Raw genomic sequence first — 20,018 nt, 5'->3', positions numbered from 1 at the left:
CATGAACGTGCTGATCTACCTCGTTCCCATGGCGCTGGTGCTCGGATTTACCGGGCTCGCCGCCTTTCTCTGGTCGCTCAGGAACGGCCAATACGACGACGTACAGGGTGCGGCGGTCCGCGTCCTCTCTGACGACGATCTCCGGTCGTGACCGCATCCGCCGCCATCCCTCGGGCCGGCAGGCTCGATTGTGTCTGCGAACCCGGTGGCCTCGAGCGCACGGCTTCGGACCGCACGGGCGTGGCGCTCCTTGCCGCCGGTTTCGCGCTCTCGATCCTGTCGCAGGTGCTCACCTTGAGCATCCTGCCGCTGGCGGGCCTCTCTCTCGCTCCGGACAGCGCCCTGGCGACCCTGCCCTTCACCGCCTTCTATGCAGGCGCCGCCATGGCCAGCCTGCCGGCGTCGCTCCTGCTCGACTCGTTCGGGCGCCGGGCGGCCTTCTCCCTGGGCGCAAGCCTTGGCGTCGCGGGCGGCCTGGTCCTCGTCTGGGCTCTCCTGAACCTCCATTTCGGCGCGCTGACGCTCGGGGCCTTCTGGCTGGGGATCGCGAACGGCTTCAGCCTTTTCTACCGCCATGCCGCCGTCCCCATGGGGGGCAGCGGCAGGAGCGGTATGCTGGCCGTCTTCGGGGCGGCCACGTTGGCCGCGCTGGCCGCCCCGACGGTTGCGACCCAAGCGGAATGGCTTGCCACGCCTCACGCCTTCGTCGGCATGGCCGCCGCTGCGGCCCTGGCCCATGTGGCGGCCCTCGCCTGCACCTCGGCTCTGCCTTATCGGCGTCTGCGCGCACCGCTCGAACACGGTACAAATCCGCAGACTTGGCGAGCCATCGCTCTTCCGACCGCCATTGGCGCCCTCGCCTGGGCTCTCATGGCGGGGCTGATGGGAGCAACTCCCATCGCGATGATCGGATGCGGCCTGTCGGAAGCGGTCTCGGGAACCGTCGCCTGGCACGTGATGGCCATGTATGCCCCGTCCCTGGTCCTCTCCTGTCTTCCGAGATCGGCCAATCCCGTTCCGACCGTCGTTGTCGGCTGTGTTCTCCTCGCTTTTGCGACTCTTGTCTTCGCTCTGTCGGGAAGTACGGGGGCGTTCTCCACCTCGGCTATCCTCCTCGGCATCGGCTGGTCGCTTGCGACCCTCGGCACCACGCTGTGGATCCACAGGAATGGAACACCCTCCCGGTGGCTCCTCGGGATCCATGACGGCGCATTGCTTGGAGGCGCTCTGGTGGGAGCCCTGACCACGGGAGCGTTGTTCGGGTCGTGATCGAGAAGTACCCGGCCATTTAGCCGAAGAGGTCTTCGTCCCCCAGACGCGCATCGACGGAACAGAGAATGCCCGAGGGAGCGAAATCGATCTTCACGGCCCCGCCGAGATCGTGCGCAAGGCTGCGCTCGATGAGACGCGATCCGAACCCACGCCGGGTCGGAGGCTGGACCGGGGGACCGCCGCTCTCCTCCCAGCGGAGGAGCAGGCGCGAGGGCGTCCGGTCGGCCCTGATCGACCACTCGATCAGGATTCGCCCCGTGTCGTTCGACAGGGCGCCATACTTGACCGCATTGGTCGCAAGTTCGTGGAAGGCCATGGAGAGCGCCAGCGCCATGCGCGGGGACAGCCTGATGTCGGAACCGTCCAGCCGGATGCGGCCCTCGCCGTAGCTTCGGTAGGGCTCCAGCGCCTGCGCGATGATCTCCCGCAAGGAAGCACCTTCCCAGTTCTCCTTGGTGAGAACGTCATGGGCACGCGAGAGCGCGATCAGACGCTGCTCGATGGCCTCCCGCCCCTCGGAGACCGACTGAGCGTTCCGAAGGGTCTGTGATGCGATGGACTGAACCGTCGCGAGGGTATTCTTCACCCGATGATTGAGTTCGTTGATCAGAAGCTGCTGGTGCTCGCCGGCGAGCTTGCGCTCGTGGATATTCTCGGTGGTCCCGTACCATTTGACGATGCGGCCGTGAGCATCGCGACGGGGGAAGGCCTGAGAACGCATCCATCGGTATTCGCCGTTGCGCAGACGCACCCTGTGCTCGATGTCATAGGGAACGCCGGTGGTGAATGAGCGCGTCCAGGCGTCAATGGAAGGCTGAAGATCCTCGGGATGGATAGCCTCGCCCCAGGTGGAGCCGAGACCGCTCGTTCCCGTCAACTCGAACCAGCGCCTTGCCACATGATCGAGCAGCCCGTCCGGCGTGGCGGTCCAGGGGACCTGGGGGTTCAGTTCCACGGTATGGCGATAGTGGTCCTCGCTCTCGCGCAGGGCCTCCTCCGCCCGCTTCATCTCCGTGATGTCGAGCTCGACACCGTCCCACACCACTTGTCCGTTGGGCAGCCGCCGCGGAGCCGCGGACCGGTGAAACCAGCGGATCTCACCGGAAGGCAGGCGCATCGGAAGTTCGATGCTGATATAGTTCTTGTCCTCGTCGGCGTCCTCCCGGAGCTTGTGGAGGTGAGGTCGAAACTCCTCAAGAACCTGCCTGTCCAGCGCGGCGGGGTCGGCGAGCACCTGCTCCACGCTCAACCCGTGGAGGCGCTCGACTGCCTGGCTGACATAGGTGAAGCGCACCGTCGCATCGGGGTCGCGGACGGCCTGGTAGACCATTCCGTTCGGGAGATTGTCGGCCAGCGTGCGCAGCCGCTCCTCGCTCTCGCGCAGCCTCTCCTCCGCCATCTTCCGTTCGGTAACATCGCGATAGAAGACCGCGAGTTCGTCTCCTGACGGGTAGGCGCGCATTTCGACCCAGACGGTGCGGCCATCCGGATAGGTGTAGCCGTGCTCGAGACTCACCGGAACGCGCTCCGCCATGGCTTTCTTATAGAGCCTGCCGACCTCGCTCGACTCGGAATTCCGCCACGCCTCCCAATGGGTACGGCCGACGATTTCGGAAGCCGGCCGCCTTTCGAGCCTGAGGCCCGCCTCGTTGATCTGCAGAACTCTGAAATTCCGATCCAGAAGGACGAAGCCTTCAGTGATGTTCTCCAGAACCCGGGCGACCTGCGCTTCCGCCGCCCGTCGTGCCGTATCGGAACGAGCTCTCTCGACTGCGGACCAGGTGCGTTCGGCCACATCCTCGATCAGCTTGATTTCGCTTCGTGTCCACCAGCGCGGCAGCTTGTTGTGGACATACATCGCTGCCGTCAGGCGACCGTTCTTGATCAGGCTGACGGTGACCACTGCCGCGACCTCGATGAAGTCGAACGCCACCAGCCGCTCCGGCGTGTTGCAGCGGGTATCGGCTCTCACATCTCCCACGACCAGCGTCTCGCCCCGGCGCATGGCATCGAGGATCTCGTCGCCGAAAGCTGCCAGATCGTGAGTGCCGGCGCTGTGCGCAACGGTTCCGTCGGTCCAGTTCCGCGGTGTGGTGAAGAACCGGGCCGCCTCGTCCACGTCGCCGTAGCCGACGCGGCTCACCTCGAGATGCCGCCCCAGAGCCTCTTCGGCCGTGGCGATGATATCGAGCGGATCGGAGAGGAGGCGAAGACGGCCTTCGAGCTCCAGCAGGAATGTCTGCCGCCGTTCGACAAGCACCTTCGTGGTGGTTTCGCTGCAGGTGCAGAATGCACCCGCGACAGCGCCGTTTTCGCCGTGGACGGGACTGTAGGCGAAGGTGAAGTAGGTCAGCTCCGGATAACCGTCCCGCTCCAGGACCACCGGCATGTCCTCGAAGTAGGTTCCCTCACCGGCGAAGGCCTTGTCGATGATCGGCTCGATCTCGGATCTGACCTCCGGCCAGACCTCGAAGAAAGCACGTCCCATGGCATCGGGATGCCTGCTGCCGAGGATCGGCGCGTAAGCGTCGTTGTAGAGAAACACTCGCGCCGGGCCCCAAAGCACGAACATCGGGAATTTGGAGTGCAGCAGGAGGTTCACGACGCTGCGAAGACTCTGAGGCCAGGTTTCGACCGGCCCGACGGGCGAAGCGGCCCAGTCGATGGACCGCATCAACGCCCCCGCTTCGCCTCCGCCTGCGAGAACATCGCGGGCCCTGAGAACGGGATTCACAGGCAGGCCCGTGAGCATGCCGGCAGCGCCGGCCAGCAAGCATCGCCGCAATCGCGGGCATTCCGGCCCGCTACACAGGAGCCGGTTAAGGTGCCGGGGCTCGGGAAGCTGTTCGAACCGGCTTTCGAGACAGTGACGGCTTCGCGTGTGGCGGTGAGAAACAAGGGCGGTTCTCTGGGATCGGGGGCCTTGGCTGATCTACGGTGAGCGCAGGCATTGTCAAGAATGCCGGGTTAAGGCACGTGCCTCCGGGAGCGTTGTCCGGGACCGTGACGCCTGGAGAGATCCTGGAGCAGCCTTAGGAAAATAGTAATACGGCTTTGGTTTTATTCAGGATCCTGATCCCCTTTTCCCCGGGACGCACGCTCCTTCCTCGCCCCGAAGGTTAACCTATGTGAATGCACTTCCAGCCGTCGGGAATAGCTAGTAGTGTCGGTGTGGAGAGCCCACAGCCCCTGCTTCGAGTTCCCTGTGATTTCTGTGAGCGATCTGTGCCGGAACCTTTTATGGCTGAAGATGAATCGGACTACCCTGAGAAACAGCAGGGCAAGACTCAATCCTCAGGCAACGAGCCCCAGGTCGGTCCCGGTATCCAGGAAGTCATCGGCCAGGGCCTCAGAGCCATGTACGACAGCCTGAAGGCGGAGCCGATCCCGGACCATCTACTCGAACTGCTCAAGAAGCTGGATCAGCCGCAGCGGGACGACGGCCAATGACGTTAACCCCCGAGCTGCGCGACGATATCCTGAAATCGATCCCGAGCCTTCGCGCCTTCGCGATTTCCCTCACCGGAAACATCGACCAGGCCGACGATCTGGTGCAGGAGGCTATTCTGCGCGGTCTGAGCAACCTCCACCGTTTCGAGCCCGGAACCAACATTCAGGCCTGGCTCTTCACGATCCTGCGAAACCAGTTCCATACGAACTACCGCAAAGGAAAGCGGGAGGTGGAGGATCCGGACGGCGCCATGGCGAGCAGGCTGAGCAGCCCTCCCGAGCAGAACGGCCGGCTGGACATCCAAGATCTCCAGACCGCCCTTGCGAAACTCCCCTTCGACCAGCGCGAGGCGCTGCTTCTCGTTGCTGCGGAGGGCTTCAGCTACGAGGAGGCCGCGCAGATCTGCGGAGCGAGGGTGGGAACGATCAAAAGCAGGATCAATCGCGCCCGAACCCGACTGTCCGAGATCCTCGGGATCGAGGAGGCAGAGGACATCGGAGCCGACAGGATCACGCGGGCGGCACTGCAGAGGGAAGAAGGGTTCTGAGGCGCAGGTCAGGCACCGGCCGGCTCAAGCGCCCCCACCGGGGCGCTCCGAATGTCATGCCCTCACTGGCCGATTTCGAGCTCGATCGCGCGGCAGCGATAGCCGACGAAGCACTGGGTCGAGTCGGCGGTTCTCACCCAGGCCGGTTCGGTGGTCTGGTCCAGCAGGCACATGCCGGGTCCGCTGACATAACGGTCATACGTCGTCGGACTGGTATGGAGGACGACAGCGCCTTGCGAACGCACGAGGCCGGCGGCCTCGTTGCAGCTCATGGCCTGGGTCATTCCGGCGGATTGCGCATATGCAGAAGTTCCTGCACCGGCGAGCAAGAGAACCGAAAGCAAAGTTTTCATGTGGCAGTACCGTTTCCTGAAGCCACATCTGAACGACGGTGCGCTCCTCTTGTTCCGACTATCTTCAGGCTCTTACAACTCCGATCGCGCCAGAAGTTGATGCAGCGCACACAGCAGGTCCCGGTGGGCTGACGGCTTCTCCAGCCAGAGCGCCTCCCGGAATTCAGGTGCCGCCTCGCACTGCCTGCGCCCCGAATAGACTACGAACGGAATACCGCGGCTTCGAAGCACCCGTGCAATCTCGGTGCTGGGACCATCCTTCAGTGTCACGTCGAGAACGGCGAGATCGGGAGCATTGTCATTGAGCCACGCCAACGCAGCCGTGCAGGTGCTTGTGGGACCGGCAATCGCATAGCCGGCAGCATCGAGCGCATCCGTCAGATCGAATCCGATAATCGCGTCGTCTTCGGTCACCAGCACGGTCAACCTGGTATCCTGCGGCGCTGTACGAGGCATCAATTCCCCTCATGTACGAACATCCGTAGAGCCGTGCGGCCCCAGAGAAGGCGGGAGGTTTTGCGATCCGTTTTTCCGATTCTTTACAATTTCGGCCGAGCACGAACCTAACTATGTTAACGGTTGCCGGACCAAGTGGCCCTTCCGTCGCAAAATCATCCTGAGAGCAACGGGCTCGCCCCTATGGAACGGGAGAGGATGCATCTGCGGACTCATGGCATCGGCACGGCGCAGGTGATCGGCGCTTCCTGAGCATGTGCACCGGAAGGCTGTTGCGGCGATCGCGGTCGAGGCGGAGCCCGGCCGCACGCTGATCGTCGCCCCGATTGTTCAAGCCACGGATGTCTCGATCCGCTCCCCGTACGGGTGAGCAATCCCGCTGCGGCCGCCGCCTGCCAAAGCGGACGAACCGGCGGCCTTTCTGCCTACAATGACGCACCCGAACCGGAGACCGTCTGCAAGGGACTAGACTTCCGGCTTAGGGTCGCACCCGCACCTCACCCAAAATAGCGTTTCGGCAACCGGGACCTTATGGCGCAAGCTCTAGGCAAGCTCTGTAATGTATGGTTATATTGTTAATAAGACCAAACAGAAACAGCCGGGGCATCCCATGAACGAGAAGATCAATCCGGTCGAGGCCGTGGCCAAGGCCTTCTACGATCTGCAGGACGGCGCCCGTGGGTGGGACCGGGAGCCGGAGGTCCTCAAGGAGCCGTTCCGCGAATACGCTCGCGCGGCCATTGCCCTTCTGCATCAGGCGGAAGAGGCGCGGCAGATCGGCATCACCCCGTCGCTCTAGACGCCACGGCCAAGCAGTTTTCCGCCCCCTTCCGCTAGGGCAGAAAAACCGGGGCGTTAACGTTTTATCAACCACGAAAGCCCAGGATGAATCAGGCCCGCTTCAAGGCTGGGCTTCACCAAGCGGGGATGGCGCGGATGTACCGCCGTCCCCGTTTCCATTTCCGTACGACGGATCTGCGCCGATCAGACCACGAGGAAATCCGCGCTCGTGATCTTCAGGTTCTTGTCGAGCGTTGCAAACACAACCGGAGCGCTCCGGCCCGAGCCGTCGGCATCGTACAGCAAGGCGCCCTTCCCCTTGTCGTAAACGATGCGATCACTGGGGTCATGAGCGCTCTTGCCCGTCCAGAACGCTGACGAAGGGAGCTTGCCGGTCTTGCCGAGTTTGGTGAAGACCGAGTTGTCGAGGCGAACCGTGTCGTCGGCTGGCGAGAAATCGAGGATCCGGTCCCTGTTGGCGCTCCTGTGAAGCTTGGTGTCGAAGAGGAAGCTGTCCCTCCCCGCCCCTCCCGCGAGAACGTCGTTGCCTCGCCCTCCCAGCAGGACATCGTTGCCTTCGAAACCGTAGAGCCAATCGGCTCCGCTTCCGCCGGCCAGAAGATTGGCTGCCGTGTTGCCCAGGATACGGTCGTCACCGGATCCCCCGAGGGCCTGCTCGATCAGAGATCGAGGATCGCCCTGATGGAGGAGCGCGTTCGCGATGTTGCCCCGGGCGTAGTTCCCTCCTCCGAGATAGGCCGTCTGCTCGCCGGATGTCTTCGTCCATGCGCCAGGACGCAGATCAATGGTCAGGTCGCTCCTGTAGTTGGACAGGTCGTAGGTATCCAGCCCGCCCCCGTCCCAAAGGGTCAGGAAAATCCGGTTTCCGGCAGGCGCCCCCTGTCCGAGGCCGCCGACGAACATCTCGCCTGTCGCAGGGCTCCAGGAATAGGAGGTGTTGCCGCTGTTGGTGGAATAATCGGCGCCGTACATGTGCTGCAGGGCGGCGATGTCGTACATCATCAGGGATTGCGCATGCCCGTTCGCCTCGTTCTCGAGGTACTGACCCGCAGCGCCCACATAGGATCTGTAGGTGGTGGCGGAATACTCCATGGAATCGCGGTCCGCGGACATCACCCCCAGCCCACCGGCCTCATGCCCGTGCTTCAGTCCGACCGCATGGGCGATTTCGTGCAGGAAGGTGTAGAAGGCGTACCCCCCCGGCACGGGAGCGTCATACCAGCCGACCGAATTGCCGAACCAGGTATCGCCGCCTTCATGGCTGCCGTCCGGCGTATAGGTCCACGCGGAGCCGGGCGTATCCGACCGCGCCAGACGCAGATCCGCGTGAGCGCGCGCCGTCTCCGTCACTTCGGCGAAGTCCAGATTCGTGACCGATGCGATCATGCCGAAAGCCGCGCGCGCGGCCGCGGCCTGCGCCGGGTTGAGCCCTGCGAAATTGCTGAGGGGCTCTCCCCAGCCGTAACCGGCGCCGTAGAGGGCGGCCGCCGTCGGAAAACTGTAGGTGAGATTCAGGCTGCTCCACCGCAGCCCCGTTAGAAGACCGTCAATATCCTGATTGCCGGTAGGCTCGACCGGAACAACAGCCACCATCAAAACCCTCGCATTGCAATGCGAAGATTATTGAATGGGGCAGAACGTGCGGTAACAACTCTTAGGGAGTAGATTATAAGATTTTGTAGGACGATTTTATCAGCAGGAGGGCTTATTATCACATTCTTCTAGATCGTAAGAAATTTCTGCCTGATGACCGGCTCGCAGCTCCAGAACATACTGCTCCAGCAACATGATTCACTTTGCACCATCCGGAATACGCTCCACACATCATAGCTTCTGTGGCGGACGACCTGCGCACCCGCAGGAGAAACAGGCGCTCCCTGAGCAGGTGCGGTATCGTCCGTAGTATTTCTACGAAGTGATCCGGGACGGCCGATCGGAGACAAGGCTTACGCTACGTAATGCGATTCGCAACCGGAGGGGTTATGCTGACGAATCCAGCTCATGACACTAACGCCGAAGAACGCAATAAAGAGTACCGCACGTATTCGCCCAATCTTCAGAACATGATGCAGGAACTCCTGCGAACATTGGCGAATATCGACTTCCAGCATGAAGCCGAGATGGACAAGCTGAAGCACAGCACAACCGACGACGAGTTGAAGAACTATATCAAGGAAAAACTGCTGGCGAGACATCGGGAGCGGCGCGAGCCCTACATCAATCTCCTGACCGAACTCCGCAAGCAGCAGCACCGCATTTCGTTTGCGGCCTAGAACAAAAAAACCGACAGAGGAAACGCCGACCCGCCACCGGCCGCGCTTTGAAAGCTGCGGCGGGTGGCGGACACTTCTGCATTCGAGCAAGCGCTTGAACGCTGCCTCGCCACTCGCTCCCCTGGACTGCATCAGCGGAAATACTGGCGAAGGCCGAGGCGCATCCGGCACTGGCCACCTCCCGAAAACTGCCCTGATCATGAGAGCCGCCGGCCCTTCGCCCGGATCGGCGCCGCCGCGTGCCGGTGCCTCGCGAGGGACCGCCCTGCACATCAAATCCGCACCCCTGTCCAATCATTCGGCATGAAACCATTTGCAAATTGGTTCGGGTGTGAGTTAGCTTGATTTCGTGGATATGCCGGAATTAGCAACAAACTTTCATAATCTTGCGGACCAATCGCAAGATTGGATCGCGCCCAGCAGGACCGGAATGACCAAGATCGAGACCTTATCGGACAGCTCGAATTTCGCCCTTGGGCGATTGCGCGCTCTCCTCGACGATGGTCGCTTCGCGGCGGACCAGCGGCTGCCGCCGGAACGGGTCCTGGCGACGCAGATCGGCATCGGCCGGCGCGCCCTGCGGCGGGCCCTTGAAGTGCTGGAAGCGGAGGGGCGGATCTGGCGCCACCAGGGCAAGGGGACCTTCGTCGGACCGCGCCCGGTCGATCCGCAGACTGGTTTGGAGGAGCTGTCGAGCCGCACCAATCCTCTCGAAGTGATGGATGTGCGGTTGGAGATCGAACCGATCCTTGCGCGCCTCGCAGCCCTGCGCGCCTCCAACGGGGATGTCGAGCGCCTCCTGCATCTGGCCGAGAAGACCGCATCGAGCTCGGACGCGGACGGGTACGAGCTGTGGGACAGCGCCCTCCACCGCGCCATTGCCGAGGCCGCAGGCAACAGCCTGCTCCTGGCCATTTTCGACATGGTCGACCGCATCCGTCAGGACGTGAACTGGCAGGTGCTGCGCGAGCGGGCCCGCTCCAAGGATCGCCTGTCCCGCTATGTGGAGCAGCACCGGCGCGTCATCGCGGCCATTTCCCAGCGCGAGGCCCACGCGGCGGAGCGCGCGATGCGCGAGCATCTGGAGCTCGTGCGGCAAAGTCTTCTGACGGTGATGACACGTCCGGCGCAGCCCGACGGCTCGCTTTCGCAAAATGATTTCAACGATACCAAGGATGAGCTTCGACATGGCACATGAGGCGACGCTTCAGCATGCGAGGGAGGTGGGCGGCTCCGGCCAGCTTTCGCCTTCGGTCGAGAAGCCGCTCCTGAATGTCCAGGGGCTGTCGATCCGGTTCGACGGAACCCCCAAGGATATCAATCTGGTCGACGACGTTTCCTTTTCGGTTGGAAAGGGCAAGACCCTCTGCCTCGTCGGGGAATCCGGCTGCGGCAAGAGCGTCACGGCGCTCGCGCTGATGGGATTGCTGCCGACGCCCCCGGCCCGGATCGTCTCCGGCACGGCCGAGTTCGAGGGGCAGGATCTCCTGCAGCTCGGCGAGCGCGAGCGGGCCGACCTTCGCGGCGACCGGATGGCCATGATCTTCCAGGAGCCGATGACCTCCCTCAACCCGGCCTTCACCATCGGCGACCAGATTGCCGAGGGCATCGTCCGCCATCGCAAGGTCTCGAAGGCCGAGGCCATGGAACGGGCGCTCGAGATGCTGCGCAAGGTGCGTATTCCGGCCCCTGAAAAGCGCCTTCGCGCCTATCCGCACGAGATGTCGGGCGGCATGCGTCAGCGCGTGATGATCGCCATGGCGCTCGCCAACGATCCTCAGCTGCTGATCGCGGACGAGCCGACGACCGCCCTCGACGTCACCATTCAGGCCCAGATCCTCACCCTGGTTAAGCGCCTGCAGGAGGAAACGGGCACGGCGATGATCATGATCACCCACGACCTCGGGGTGGTGGCGGAGGTCGCCGACGAGGTGGCCGTCATGTATGCGGGCCGAGTGGTCGAAACCGGTCCCGTGGAGGCGATCTTCGAAGACCCGCAGCATCCTTACACCATCGGCCTCATGGGGTCGGTGCCATCGCTCGGTCGTCGCGAGGGGCGCCTCGCCACGATCCGCGGCACCGTGCCCCCGGTCGAGCTGATGCCGAAGGGCTGCCGGTTCACCCCGCGCTGCCCCTTCTCCGACGCCAAATGCGCCAACGAGCCGCCTCCGCTCGGGGAGATCAGGCCGGGACACCGGGCCCGGTGCTGGTACGCACCGCTCGAAGAAAAACGAGGAGCCGCCGCATGAGCGCGAACACCCCGTCCAACGACACCATCCTGGAAGGCGTCGGCCTGGTGAAGCATTTCGGGGGCGGCGGATTGCTGTCGTCCTCGACGGTGGTTCGGGCCGTCGACGGTGTCTCGCTCGCGGTCCAAAGCGGCGAGACCTTCGCGATCGTGGGCGAGTCCGGCTGCGGCAAGTCCACCCTTGGGCGCCTGCTTTTGCGCCTGATCGAGCCTACCGACGGCGACGTGCTCTACAAGGGCCGTTCGATCCTGGGCCTGAACCAGCGCGAGCTGCGCCAGCTGCGCCGCGAGCTGCAGATCATCTTCCAGGACCCGTTCGCCTCGCTCAATCCGCGCATGAGCGTGGGCGACATCGTCGCCGAGCCGATCTGGCTGCACGGCCTCGCGAAGGGCAGCGAAAAGCGCGAGCGCGTGACGGAGCTTCTGCGCACGGTCGGTCTTCTGCCGGCCCATGCCGACCGGTATCCGCACGAGTTCTCGGGCGGCCAGCGCCAGCGCATCGGCATCGCCCGCGCCCTGGCGGGCGATCCGAAGCTGATCATCGGCGACGAGCCGGTCTCGGCGCTCGACGTGTCGATCCAGGCCCAGATCATCAACCTGCTCGAGGACCTGAAAGACCGCTTCGGCCTCACCCTCGTCATCGTCGCCCACGACCTGGCGGTGATCAGGCACATGAGCGACCGGGTCGCGGTCATGTATCTGGGCGAGATCGTCGAGCTGTCAGAGACGGATGCGCTCTTCGACAACCCGCTCCACCCCTATACGCAGGCGCTGCTCGCGGCCATCCCGGTGCCGAGCCCGGCCCGCCGCCAGCCGAAGGCACTGCTTCAGGGCGACATTCCGAGCCCGGCCGCCCCACCCTCCGGCTGCCGCTTTCACACCCGCTGTCCGCACGCCCGACCGGTCTGCCGGGATCAGCATCCTGCGCTGGAAACGACTCCGGACGGCCGGAAGGTGGCCTGTCATTTCTGGCGAGAAATCCAGGGAGCGGGCGCCGGTTCGATTACCGCCCCGCCCCCGAGCCCGGCGCTGAGCAAGCGCCTGGCTCTGTACCGAACTTGGCGCGAGCGACAGGACACTGCCGTCGCGCCGAGCCCATGATCCAGAGAGAAGTGGAGGACTAGAACAATGAAGCGTCTTACTTTGATGGCGCTGGCCGCCGGGCTCCTGATGAGCACCGCGGCCTCGGCGCAAACCTTGAGGATCGGCCTGCAGGAGGACCCGGACGTGCTCGATCCGCACCGGGCACGCACCTTCGTCGGGCGCATCGTCTTCACCTCGCTGTGCGACAAGCTCGTCGACATCACGCCCGAGCTGAAATTCGCCCCCCAGCTCGCGACCGAGTGGAGCTGGAGCGACGACGGCAAGGCGCTCACCTTCAAGCTCCGTCCGGGCGTGACGTTCCATGACGGCGAGAAGCTCGATGCTGCAGCCGTGAAGGCCAATATCGACCGGGCCCGGACCCTTCCGGACAGCCTGCGCAAGAGCGAGCTCACCTCGGTGGAAAGCGTCGAGGTCGTGGACGATCTGACGGTGAAGCTCAACCTCTCCCGCCCGGACGCGACGCTGCTTTCGCAGCTCTCCGACCGTGCCGGCATGATCATGTCGCCGAAGGCCATCGCCGGCGCCGACTTCGCGCAGAAGCCGGTCTGCTCGGGCCCCTACAAGTTCGTCGAGCGCGTCCAGAACGACCGCATCGTTCTCGACCGTTTCCAAGAATACTGGAACGCCAAGGACTATCATTTCGACCGGGTCGTCTTCACGCCCATTCCCGACACGACCGTCCGTCTCGCCAACCTGCGCTCCGGCGACCTCGACATGCTCGAGCGCCTGGCGCCGAGCGACATCCCGGCCGTGAAGGGCGACGCGAACCTGGTCTTCGCCCCCGTTACCGGCCTGGGCTATCAGGGACTGACGATCAACACGAACAACGGCGAGCGCGCCAAGGGGCCCCTGGGCCAGGACAAGCGCGTCCGTCAGGCTTTCGAGCTTTCGATCGATCGTGACGTCATCAACGAGGTCGTCGGACAGGGCATCTTCACGCCCGCCGGCCAGCCCTTCCCGCTCGCGAGCATCTACAACAACGAGAAGTATGCGGCCCGCAAGCGCAACGTGGAGAAGGCCAAGCAGCTTCTGAAGGAGGCCGGGGTCGACCGGGTCAAGTTCGAGATCGCCTTCGGCAACAGCACGACGACCCAGCAGGTCAATGAGATCGTGCAGGCCATGGCGGCTGAGGCAGGCTTCGACATCTCCCTGCGCCCCACGGAGTTCGCAGCGCTCCAGAAGGAGGCTCAGGCCGGCAACTTCGACGTCAACCAGATCGGCTGGTCGGGCCGTGTCGATCCCGACGGCAACATCCACCAGTTCGTCACCTGCAAGGGCGGCCTCAACGACGGCCGGTACTGCAATCCGGAAGTGGACCGCCTGCTGAACGAGGCCCGCGTCACCAACGACGAGGCCAAGCGCAAGCAGCTCTACGACCAGGCCCAGGCGATCCTGCAGGACGAACTGCCGATCATCTACGTCTACTACCAGACCTGGCCCTTCGCCCACTCCAAGAAGGTTCAGGGCTTCAAGCCCTACCCGGACGGCATGATCCGTCTTCAGGGTGTGAAGCTCGCCTCCTAACCCTTTGAAAACCCGCGTGCCCGGCGAGATCCGGGCACGCACTGCCCTCTCACATTGCGGGTGGCCGGCTTAATGCTCCGCTACATTGCTCGACGTATCCTGATCGCCATTCCGACGCTCCTCATCGTGTCGGTGCTGGTCTTCGCCCTTCAACAGCTTCTGCCCGGGGACCCGGTCCTCACCATGGCAGGCGAGGAGCGGGACCCGGAAGTGCTCGCCTATCTGCGCGAGAAGTACCGCCTGAACGACCCGATTCCGGTGCAGTACATCACCTGGCTGGGCGAGGTTTTGCAGGGCAACCTCGGTATTTCCCTGCGCACGGACATTCCGGTGCTCGAACTCGTTCTCAGCAAGCTTCCGGTCACCATCGAGCTTGCCATCTTCGCCATGATCGTGGCGCTGGCCATCGGTATTCCGGCCGGCATCATCTCCGCCGTGAGGAAGGGCACGACCGTCGATTACGCCACGAACGTGATCGCGCTGTCCGGCCTTTCGATCCCCAATTTCTGGCTCGGCATCATTCTCATCATGCTGGTCTCGGTGCGCTGGCAACTCCTCCCCGCCTCCGGCTACGTGCCGCCCACGGAGGATCTCTGGCTGAACATCAAGACCATGATCATGCCGTCCATCGTGCTCGGCACGGCGCTGGCGGCCAGCCTCATGCGCCACACCCGCAGCGCCATGCTCGGCGTCATGCGTTCCGACTACATCCGCACCGCCAAGGCCAAAGGCCTGCTTTCCCGGACCGTGATCCTCAAGCATGCTCTGCGCAACGCTCTCGTGCCCATCGTGACCCTGTCCACCCTGCTCTTCGGCGAACTCCTGGCCGGCGCCGTTCTCACCGAGCAGATCTTCACCATTCCAGGGTTCGGCAAGCTCATCGTCGATGCCGTCTTCAACCGCGACTACGCGGTCGTGCAGGGCGTCGTGCTCTGCACCGCAGTCGGCTTCATCTTCATGAACCTGCTCGCCGACGTCCTGTATGTTCTCGTCAACCCACGCCTGAGGCACGCAGCATGACCGCCGCCATTGCCGTTGCCGACGACGTCGCCCTGCCGAAGAAGCGCAGCCGCGTCCTCTCGAAGTTCCTGAAGAACAAGAGCGCCGTCATCGGCGGCGCCGTCGTGCTCTTCTTCGTCCTCGCCGCCATCGTGGGCCCTTATCTGGCGCCGTACGACCCCATCAAGCCGAGCTTCACGACCATCCGGAAGGCTCCATCGGCCCTCCACTGGTTCGGTACGGACGAACTCGGCCGCGACATGCTCTCGCGCATGCTCCTGGGCGCCCGCGCCTCGATCATGGCGGGCGTGGTGTCGGTGGCCATCGCGGTCGTGCTCGGGGTGCCGTTCGGGTTGATCTCCGGCTATTTCGGCGGTTGGGTCGATGCCGTGATCTCCCGCGCGACGGATGCCATGCTGGCCATTCCGTTCCTCATCCTCGCCATCGCGCTCGCGGCCTTCCTGGGGCCCAGCCTGACCAATGCGATGATCGCCATCGGTCTGTCCGCCATGCCGATCTTCGTCCGTCTGACCCGCGCTCAGGTGCTCACCGTCAAGGCGGAGGACTACGTGGAGGGCGCGCGGGCCATCGGGCTCCCCGATTTCTGGATCCTGCTGCGCTACGTTTTCCCGAACGTGCTTCCGCCGATCCTCGTACAGGCGACGCTGACGATCGCGACCGCCATCATCGCGGAGGCGAGCCTGTCCTTCCTGGGGCTGGGCCAGCAGCCACCCAACCCCTCCTGGGGCTCCATGCTGAACACCGCCAAGAACTTCATGGATCAGGCCCCCTGGATGTCGATCTTCCCCGGCTCGGCCATCTTCCTCATCGTGCTTGGCTTCAACCTCCTCGGCGACGGATTGCGCGACGCGCTCGATCCCCGCGAACAATAAGAACTCCAACCCCGGACGAAACGCATGTTCACCACACGGCCTGAAATCCTCGGCACCTTCGGTGTCGTCACCTCGACCCACTGGCTGGCTTCGGCCTCCGGCATGGCGATGCTCGAAAGGGGCGGCAACGCCTTCGACGCCGCCGTTGCGACCGGCTTCGTGCTGCAGGTGGTCGAGCCGCACCTGGTGGGGCCGTCCGGCGAGGTCCCGGCCGTGTTCTACTCCGCCAAGACCGGCAAGGTCGAAGTGCTCTGCGGCCAGGGCACGGCGCCGAAGGGCGCGACGATCGAGCACTACAAAAACGAGGGCCTGACGCTGATTCCGGGTAACGGCCTGCTCGCCACCGTCATCCCCGGCGCGTTCGACGCGTGGATGCTGCTTCTGCGCGACCACGGCACCCTGTCCCTGAGGGACGTGCTGGAGCCGGCGATCTACTATGCCGACCAGGGTCATCCGCTCCTGCCCCGCGTCGCCAACACCATCAAGGACCTGAAGGAATTCTTCGAGACCGAGTGGCTCACCTCCGCCGCGGTCTATCTGCCCGGCGGCGAGGCGCCGAAGCCGCGCCAACTCTTCCGCAATCCGCAGCTCGCGGAAACCTGGAGGCGCATCCTGCGCGAGGCGGAAGCCAAGAGCGGCAACCGGGAGGCGCAGATCGAGGCCGCGCGGAACGCCTTCTATAAGGGCTTCGTCGCCGAGGCGATCGACGACTTCGTCCGCAAGACGGAGGCCATGGACCAGAGCGGCTCGCGCCATCGCGGCGTGCTCACCGGCGACGACATGGCATCCTGGTCGGCGAGCTACGACGCGCCGCAGACCTATGAGTACCATAACTTCCGGGTGAACAAGATCAGGCCATGGGGGCAGGGCCCGGTCTTCCTGCAGACCCTCGCCCTCCTCAAGGGCTTCGATCTGGCGAGCATGGGCCCGACGAGCGCCGAGTTCATCCATACGGTGACGGAATCCATGAAGCTCGCCTTCGCGGACCGCGAGGCCTATTACGGCGACCCGGATTTCGTGAAGGTGCCGATCGAGACGCTGCTCTCGGACGCCTATTCGGACGAGCGCCGCAAGCTGATCACCGACAAGGCCTCCCTGGAGCTGCGCCCCGGCCGCATCGACGGGTACGAGCTTCAGGTCGAGCGCACGCTCAAGGCCCTGCGGGAGCTTTCGACCACGGACCGCAAGGTCTCCGGCGGCGAGCCGACCCTCGCCTCCATGCGCTCTGCGCGGCGCGGCGACACGGTGCATATCGACGTGGTCGACCGCCACGGCAACATGATCGCGGCAATGCCCTCCGGCGGCTGGCTGCAATCCTCGCCCGTCATTCCGGAACTGGGCTTCATGCTCAACTCCCGTGCGCAGATGTTCTGGCTGGAGCCCGGGCTTCCGGCGAGCCTGGAGCCCGGCAAGCGTCCCCGCACTACGCTCACGCCGACGCTCGCGGAGAAGGACGGCGAGCCCTACATGGTCTTCGGTTCCCCAGGCGGCGACCAGCAGGAGCAGTGGCAGCTTCTTCTGTTCCTGCGGCACGCCCATCACGGGCTCAACCTGCAGGAATCCATCGACCTGCCGATGTCGCACACGGCGCATTTCCCGTCGTCGTTCTATCCGCGCGAGCAGAAGCCCGGCCATCTCATGGCGGAGGAGACGTTCGGCGAAGAGGTGCTGGACGACCTCCGCTCCCGCGGCCACGACGTCGAGGTCGCGCCTGCCTGGACGGTGGGCCGCCTCGTGGCGGCCAGCCGCGACAAGGACGGGCTCCTGCACGGTGCGGCCACGCCGCGCCTCATGCAGGCCTATGCGATCGGTCGCTGAGGAGGTGCTGCCATGACCTGGTCGATCATCGCCAAGGACCCGCAGACGGGCGAATATGGCGTCGCCGTCACCACCAAGTTCTTCGCCGTGGGGGCGCTCTGCCCCTACGGCGCGGCCCACATCGGCGCGCTGGCCACGCAGGCGCTCGTCAATCCGCTCTACGGCTATGACGGTCTCAAGCTGCTGGCGGAGGGCCGCAGCGCCGAGGACATCGTGGCGATCCTCACGGCGGGCGATCCCGGCCGGGAGGCGCGTCAGCTCCATGTGATCGACCGCGAGGGGCGCACCGCCGCCCATACAGGCCGCGAATGCGTCGATTGGTGCGGGCACCTGACGGACGAGGGCGTCTCGGTGGCCGGCAACATGCTCGCCGGCGCATCGGTCATCGAGGCCACCCTCGACACCTTCAAGCGCCGCAAGGATCTCCGCCTGCCGGATCGTCTGATGGCGGCCCTCGATGCCGGCCAGGCCGAGGGCGGCGACAAGCGCGGCAAGCAATCGGCCGCTCTCAAGATCTGGCGCACGGAGCCCTACCCGATCCTCGACCTGCGCGTCGACGATCACGCCGAGCCGCTGCAGGAGCTGCGGCGGCTCTACGGCGTGGCGCACGAGCGCTACCTCGCCTTCATGGACGCCATGGCGACCCGCACCAATCCGGGCGGCATCACGGACCGGAGCTGGATCGACCAGCGGGCGCGGGAGATCCAGGAGCGCGCGCAAGCGACGAACTCCGTCTCCGCCTGAACTCCCTGAACCGCCTCCCGCCGGGGAGGCTCCTGCCTTTTTCAGCGGCCGTTTTTGTGCCGTGAGAAGTAATCGCGATGTATGGCATACCCCTGTTCGATCTGGCGTGGCTGGCGGTGGCGCTGCTGCTGGCGGGCGCGCTCACCGGCCTGCTCGCCGGCGTCTTCGGCGTCGGCGGCGGCGCCGTGGCCGTGCCCATCCTCTACGAGCTCTTCCGCCTGGTGGGCGTGCCCGAGGAGGTGAGGATGCCCCTGTGCGTGGGCACCTCGCTGGCCATCATCATCCCGACCTCGATCCGCTCCTTCAACGCCCACCGCGCCAAGGGCGCCGTCGACATGTCGATCCTGCGGGTCTGGGCCGTGCCGGTGGTGGTCGGGGTGGTCATGGGCAGCCTGGTCGCCCGCCATGCCCCGGCCGACCTGTTCAAGGCGGTGTTCGTGGCGGTGGCCGGCATCTCGGCGGTGCGGCTCCTGTTCGGCAAGGACACCTGGCGCCTGGGCCTCGACATGCCGGGCAAGGCCGTGATGGTGGTCTATGGCTGGGTCATCGGCGTGCTCTCGGCCCTGATGGGCATCGGCGGCGGCCAGCTGTCGAACCTGTTCATGACCTTCTACAACCGGCCGATCCATCAGGCGGTGGCGACCTCGTCGGGCCTGGGCATTCTGATCTCGATCCCGGGGGCGATCGGCTATGTCTATGCCGGCTGGCCGCGGGCGGCGCAGTTTCCCGACGTGGTGGCGCTGCAGCCGCCGCTGGCCTTGGGCTACATCTCGCTGGTGGGGTTCCTGCTGTTCATTCCCACCAGCACCTGGCTGGCGCCGGTGGGGGCGCGGCTGGCGCACCGGCTGTCCAAGCGCCGGCTGGAGGTGGCCTTCGGGCTGTTTCTCCTCCTGGTCTGCGCCCGGTTCGCCGCCAGCCTCCTCGTCTGAAAAACAAATCGCCTGGAAAACGAAAAAGGCCCTGCCGGTCCAAAACCGGCAGGGCCTTTCTTCGATGCGAACAGAGGCGTCAGTGGCGCGGAGAGTTCTCCGAAGCGGCCGGAGCCGGTTTCCGCTTGGCGCGGCGGGAGAGCATGTTCAGCCCCTCGATCAGGGCCGAGAAGGCCATCGCGGCATAGATGTAGCCCTTCGGAACGTGGGCGCCGAACCCTTCCGCGATCAGCGTCATGCCGATCATCAGGAGGAACCCGAGTGCTAGCATCACGACGGTGGGGTTGTGGTGGATGAAGTTGGCGAGCGGATTGGCGGCGAGCAGCATCACCGTCACCGCGACGACCACCGCGATGACCATGATCATCACCACGTCAGTCATGCCGACGGCCGTGATGATGCTGTCGAGGGAAAAGACGAGATCGAGCAGCAGGATCTGGGTGATCGCTGAGCCGAACGTCATCGTGGCCTTCGCGGTGTCGAAGACGTCCTCGTTCGGGGTGGGGTCGACGTTGTGGTGGATCTCCTTCGTGGCCTTCCAGACGAGGAAGAGGCCGCCTCCGATCAGGATCAGGTCGCGCCAGGAGAAGGCGTGTCCGAACAGGC

General features: G+C 64.6%; 20 protein-coding genes. 15 read left to right on the top strand and 5 right to left on the bottom strand.

Features of this window, described 5'->3' with window-relative positions; genetic code table 11:
- The first annotated feature begins 1 nt into the window (after position 1).
- Positions 2-151 (top strand): cbb3-type cytochrome oxidase assembly protein CcoS, encoded by a 150-nt coding sequence (gene ccoS / locus LGR44_RS11505; protein WP_226740534.1) that lies wholly within the window; start codon positions 2-4, stop codon positions 149-151.
- Positions 148-1,269, top strand: a complete 1,122-nt coding sequence (locus LGR44_RS11500) for an MFS transporter (RefSeq protein ID WP_226740532.1) — start codon at positions 148-150, stop codon at positions 1,267-1,269. Before ccoS ends, LGR44_RS11500 begins: the two co-directional genes overlap by 4 nt.
- Before the next feature lie 19 nt (positions 1,270-1,288).
- On the opposite strand, the gene LGR44_RS11495 is transcribed toward LGR44_RS11500, so the two are convergent.
- Positions 1,289-3,946 carry a PAS domain S-box protein gene (locus tag LGR44_RS11495; protein WP_226740530.1) on the bottom strand — a complete coding sequence of 886 codons (2,658 nt, stop codon included), beginning with the start codon at positions 3,944-3,946 and terminating at the stop codon, positions 1,289-1,291.
- Between the two features lie 566 nt (positions 3,947-4,512).
- On the opposite strand from LGR44_RS11495, the gene LGR44_RS11490 reads away from it, so the two are divergent.
- Positions 4,513-4,722, top strand: a complete 210-nt coding sequence (locus LGR44_RS11490) for a NepR family anti-sigma factor (RefSeq protein ID WP_226740528.1) — start codon at positions 4,513-4,515, stop codon at positions 4,720-4,722.
- Positions 4,719-5,270 (top strand): sigma-70 family RNA polymerase sigma factor, encoded by a 552-nt coding sequence (locus tag LGR44_RS11485; RefSeq protein ID WP_226740526.1) that lies wholly within the window; start codon positions 4,719-4,721, stop codon positions 5,268-5,270. Before LGR44_RS11490 ends, LGR44_RS11485 begins: the two co-directional genes overlap by 4 nt.
- Before the next feature lie 62 nt (positions 5,271-5,332).
- Here the strand turns inward: LGR44_RS11485 and LGR44_RS11480 are convergent, their stop codons facing one another.
- Both LGR44_RS11480 and LGR44_RS11475 read right to left on the bottom strand, forming a co-directional pair.
- Positions 5,333-5,623, bottom strand: a complete 291-nt coding sequence (locus tag LGR44_RS11480; protein ID WP_226740524.1) for a hypothetical protein — start codon at positions 5,621-5,623, stop codon at positions 5,333-5,335.
- Positions 5,624-5,695: 72 nt separating this feature from the next.
- The gene (locus LGR44_RS11475; RefSeq protein ID WP_377035460.1) at positions 5,696-6,043 is read right to left on the bottom strand and encodes a response regulator; all 348 of its coding nucleotides are present in this window, start codon (positions 6,041-6,043) and stop codon (positions 5,696-5,698) included.
- Positions 6,044-6,689: 646 nt separating this feature from the next.
- On the opposite strand from LGR44_RS11475, the gene LGR44_RS11470 reads away from it, so the two are divergent.
- Entirely contained in the window at positions 6,690-6,878 is a 189-nt protein-coding gene (locus LGR44_RS11470; RefSeq protein ID WP_226740520.1) for a hypothetical protein, read from the top strand.
- 185 nt (positions 6,879-7,063) lie between these two features.
- Here LGR44_RS11470 and LGR44_RS11465 read toward each other — a convergent pair whose 3' ends face one another.
- Positions 7,064-8,473, bottom strand: a complete 1,410-nt coding sequence (locus LGR44_RS11465; RefSeq protein WP_226740518.1) for a M10 family metallopeptidase — start codon at positions 8,471-8,473, stop codon at positions 7,064-7,066.
- Positions 8,474-8,862: 389 nt separating this feature from the next.
- Between LGR44_RS11465 and LGR44_RS11460 the strand changes: the two genes are divergently transcribed.
- From LGR44_RS11460 to LGR44_RS11415, 10 genes are all read left to right on the top strand, one after another.
- Positions 8,863-9,153 carry a hypothetical protein gene (locus tag LGR44_RS11460; RefSeq protein WP_226740516.1) on the top strand — a complete coding sequence of 97 codons (291 nt, stop codon included), beginning with the start codon at positions 8,863-8,865 and terminating at the stop codon, positions 9,151-9,153.
- A 430-nt stretch (positions 9,154-9,583) separates the two neighbouring features.
- Positions 9,584-10,351, top strand: coding sequence for a FadR/GntR family transcriptional regulator (locus LGR44_RS11455; RefSeq protein ID WP_226740514.1), 768 nt, complete (start codon positions 9,584-9,586; stop codon positions 10,349-10,351).
- Positions 10,341-11,402 (top strand): ABC transporter ATP-binding protein, encoded by a 1,062-nt coding sequence (locus tag LGR44_RS11450; RefSeq protein WP_226740512.1) that lies wholly within the window; start codon positions 10,341-10,343, stop codon positions 11,400-11,402. Before LGR44_RS11455 ends, LGR44_RS11450 begins: the two co-directional genes overlap by 11 nt.
- Positions 11,399-12,502: an ABC transporter ATP-binding protein gene (locus LGR44_RS11445; RefSeq protein ID WP_226740510.1), complete on the top strand. Its 1,104-nt coding sequence runs from the start codon at positions 11,399-11,401 to the stop codon at positions 12,500-12,502. The genes LGR44_RS11450 and LGR44_RS11445 overlap by 4 nt, the downstream gene beginning before the upstream one ends.
- 27 nt (positions 12,503-12,529) lie before the next feature.
- On the top strand, positions 12,530-14,029 hold the full coding sequence (locus LGR44_RS11440; protein ID WP_226740508.1) for an ABC transporter substrate-binding protein: 1,500 nt from the start codon (positions 12,530-12,532) through the stop codon (positions 14,027-14,029).
- A 72-nt stretch (positions 14,030-14,101) separates the two neighbouring features.
- Positions 14,102-15,049: an ABC transporter permease gene (locus tag LGR44_RS11435; RefSeq protein ID WP_226740506.1), complete on the top strand. Its 948-nt coding sequence runs from the start codon at positions 14,102-14,104 to the stop codon at positions 15,047-15,049.
- Positions 15,046-15,921 (top strand): ABC transporter permease, encoded by an 876-nt coding sequence (locus tag LGR44_RS11430; RefSeq protein WP_226740504.1) that lies wholly within the window; start codon positions 15,046-15,048, stop codon positions 15,919-15,921. The genes LGR44_RS11435 and LGR44_RS11430 overlap by 4 nt, the downstream gene beginning before the upstream one ends.
- A 24-nt stretch (positions 15,922-15,945) precedes the next feature.
- Complete coding sequence (locus LGR44_RS11425; protein WP_226740502.1) at positions 15,946-17,739, top strand: gamma-glutamyltransferase family protein; 1,794 nt, start codon at positions 15,946-15,948, stop codon at positions 17,737-17,739.
- 12 nt (positions 17,740-17,751) lie between these two features.
- A complete protein-coding gene (locus tag LGR44_RS11420) occupies positions 17,752-18,483 on the top strand; it encodes a DUF1028 domain-containing protein (protein ID WP_226740500.1) in 732 nt (243 codons plus the stop codon).
- 77 nt (positions 18,484-18,560) lie between these two features.
- A complete protein-coding gene (locus tag LGR44_RS11415; RefSeq protein WP_226740498.1) occupies positions 18,561-19,412 on the top strand; it encodes a sulfite exporter TauE/SafE family protein in 852 nt (283 codons plus the stop codon).
- Positions 19,413-19,491: 79 nt separating this feature from the next.
- Here LGR44_RS11415 and LGR44_RS11410 read toward each other — a convergent pair.
- A partial coding sequence (locus tag LGR44_RS11410; RefSeq protein ID WP_226740497.1) for a TerC family protein occupies positions 19,492-20,018 on the bottom strand: 527 nt, incomplete at its 5' end.

Origin of the sequence: Microvirga lenta (assembly GCF_020532555.1) — a bacterium.
Classification (GTDB): domain Bacteria; phylum Pseudomonadota; class Alphaproteobacteria; order Rhizobiales; family Beijerinckiaceae; genus Microvirga; species Microvirga lenta.
This window is presented reverse-complemented; position numbering and strand designations above follow the sequence as displayed.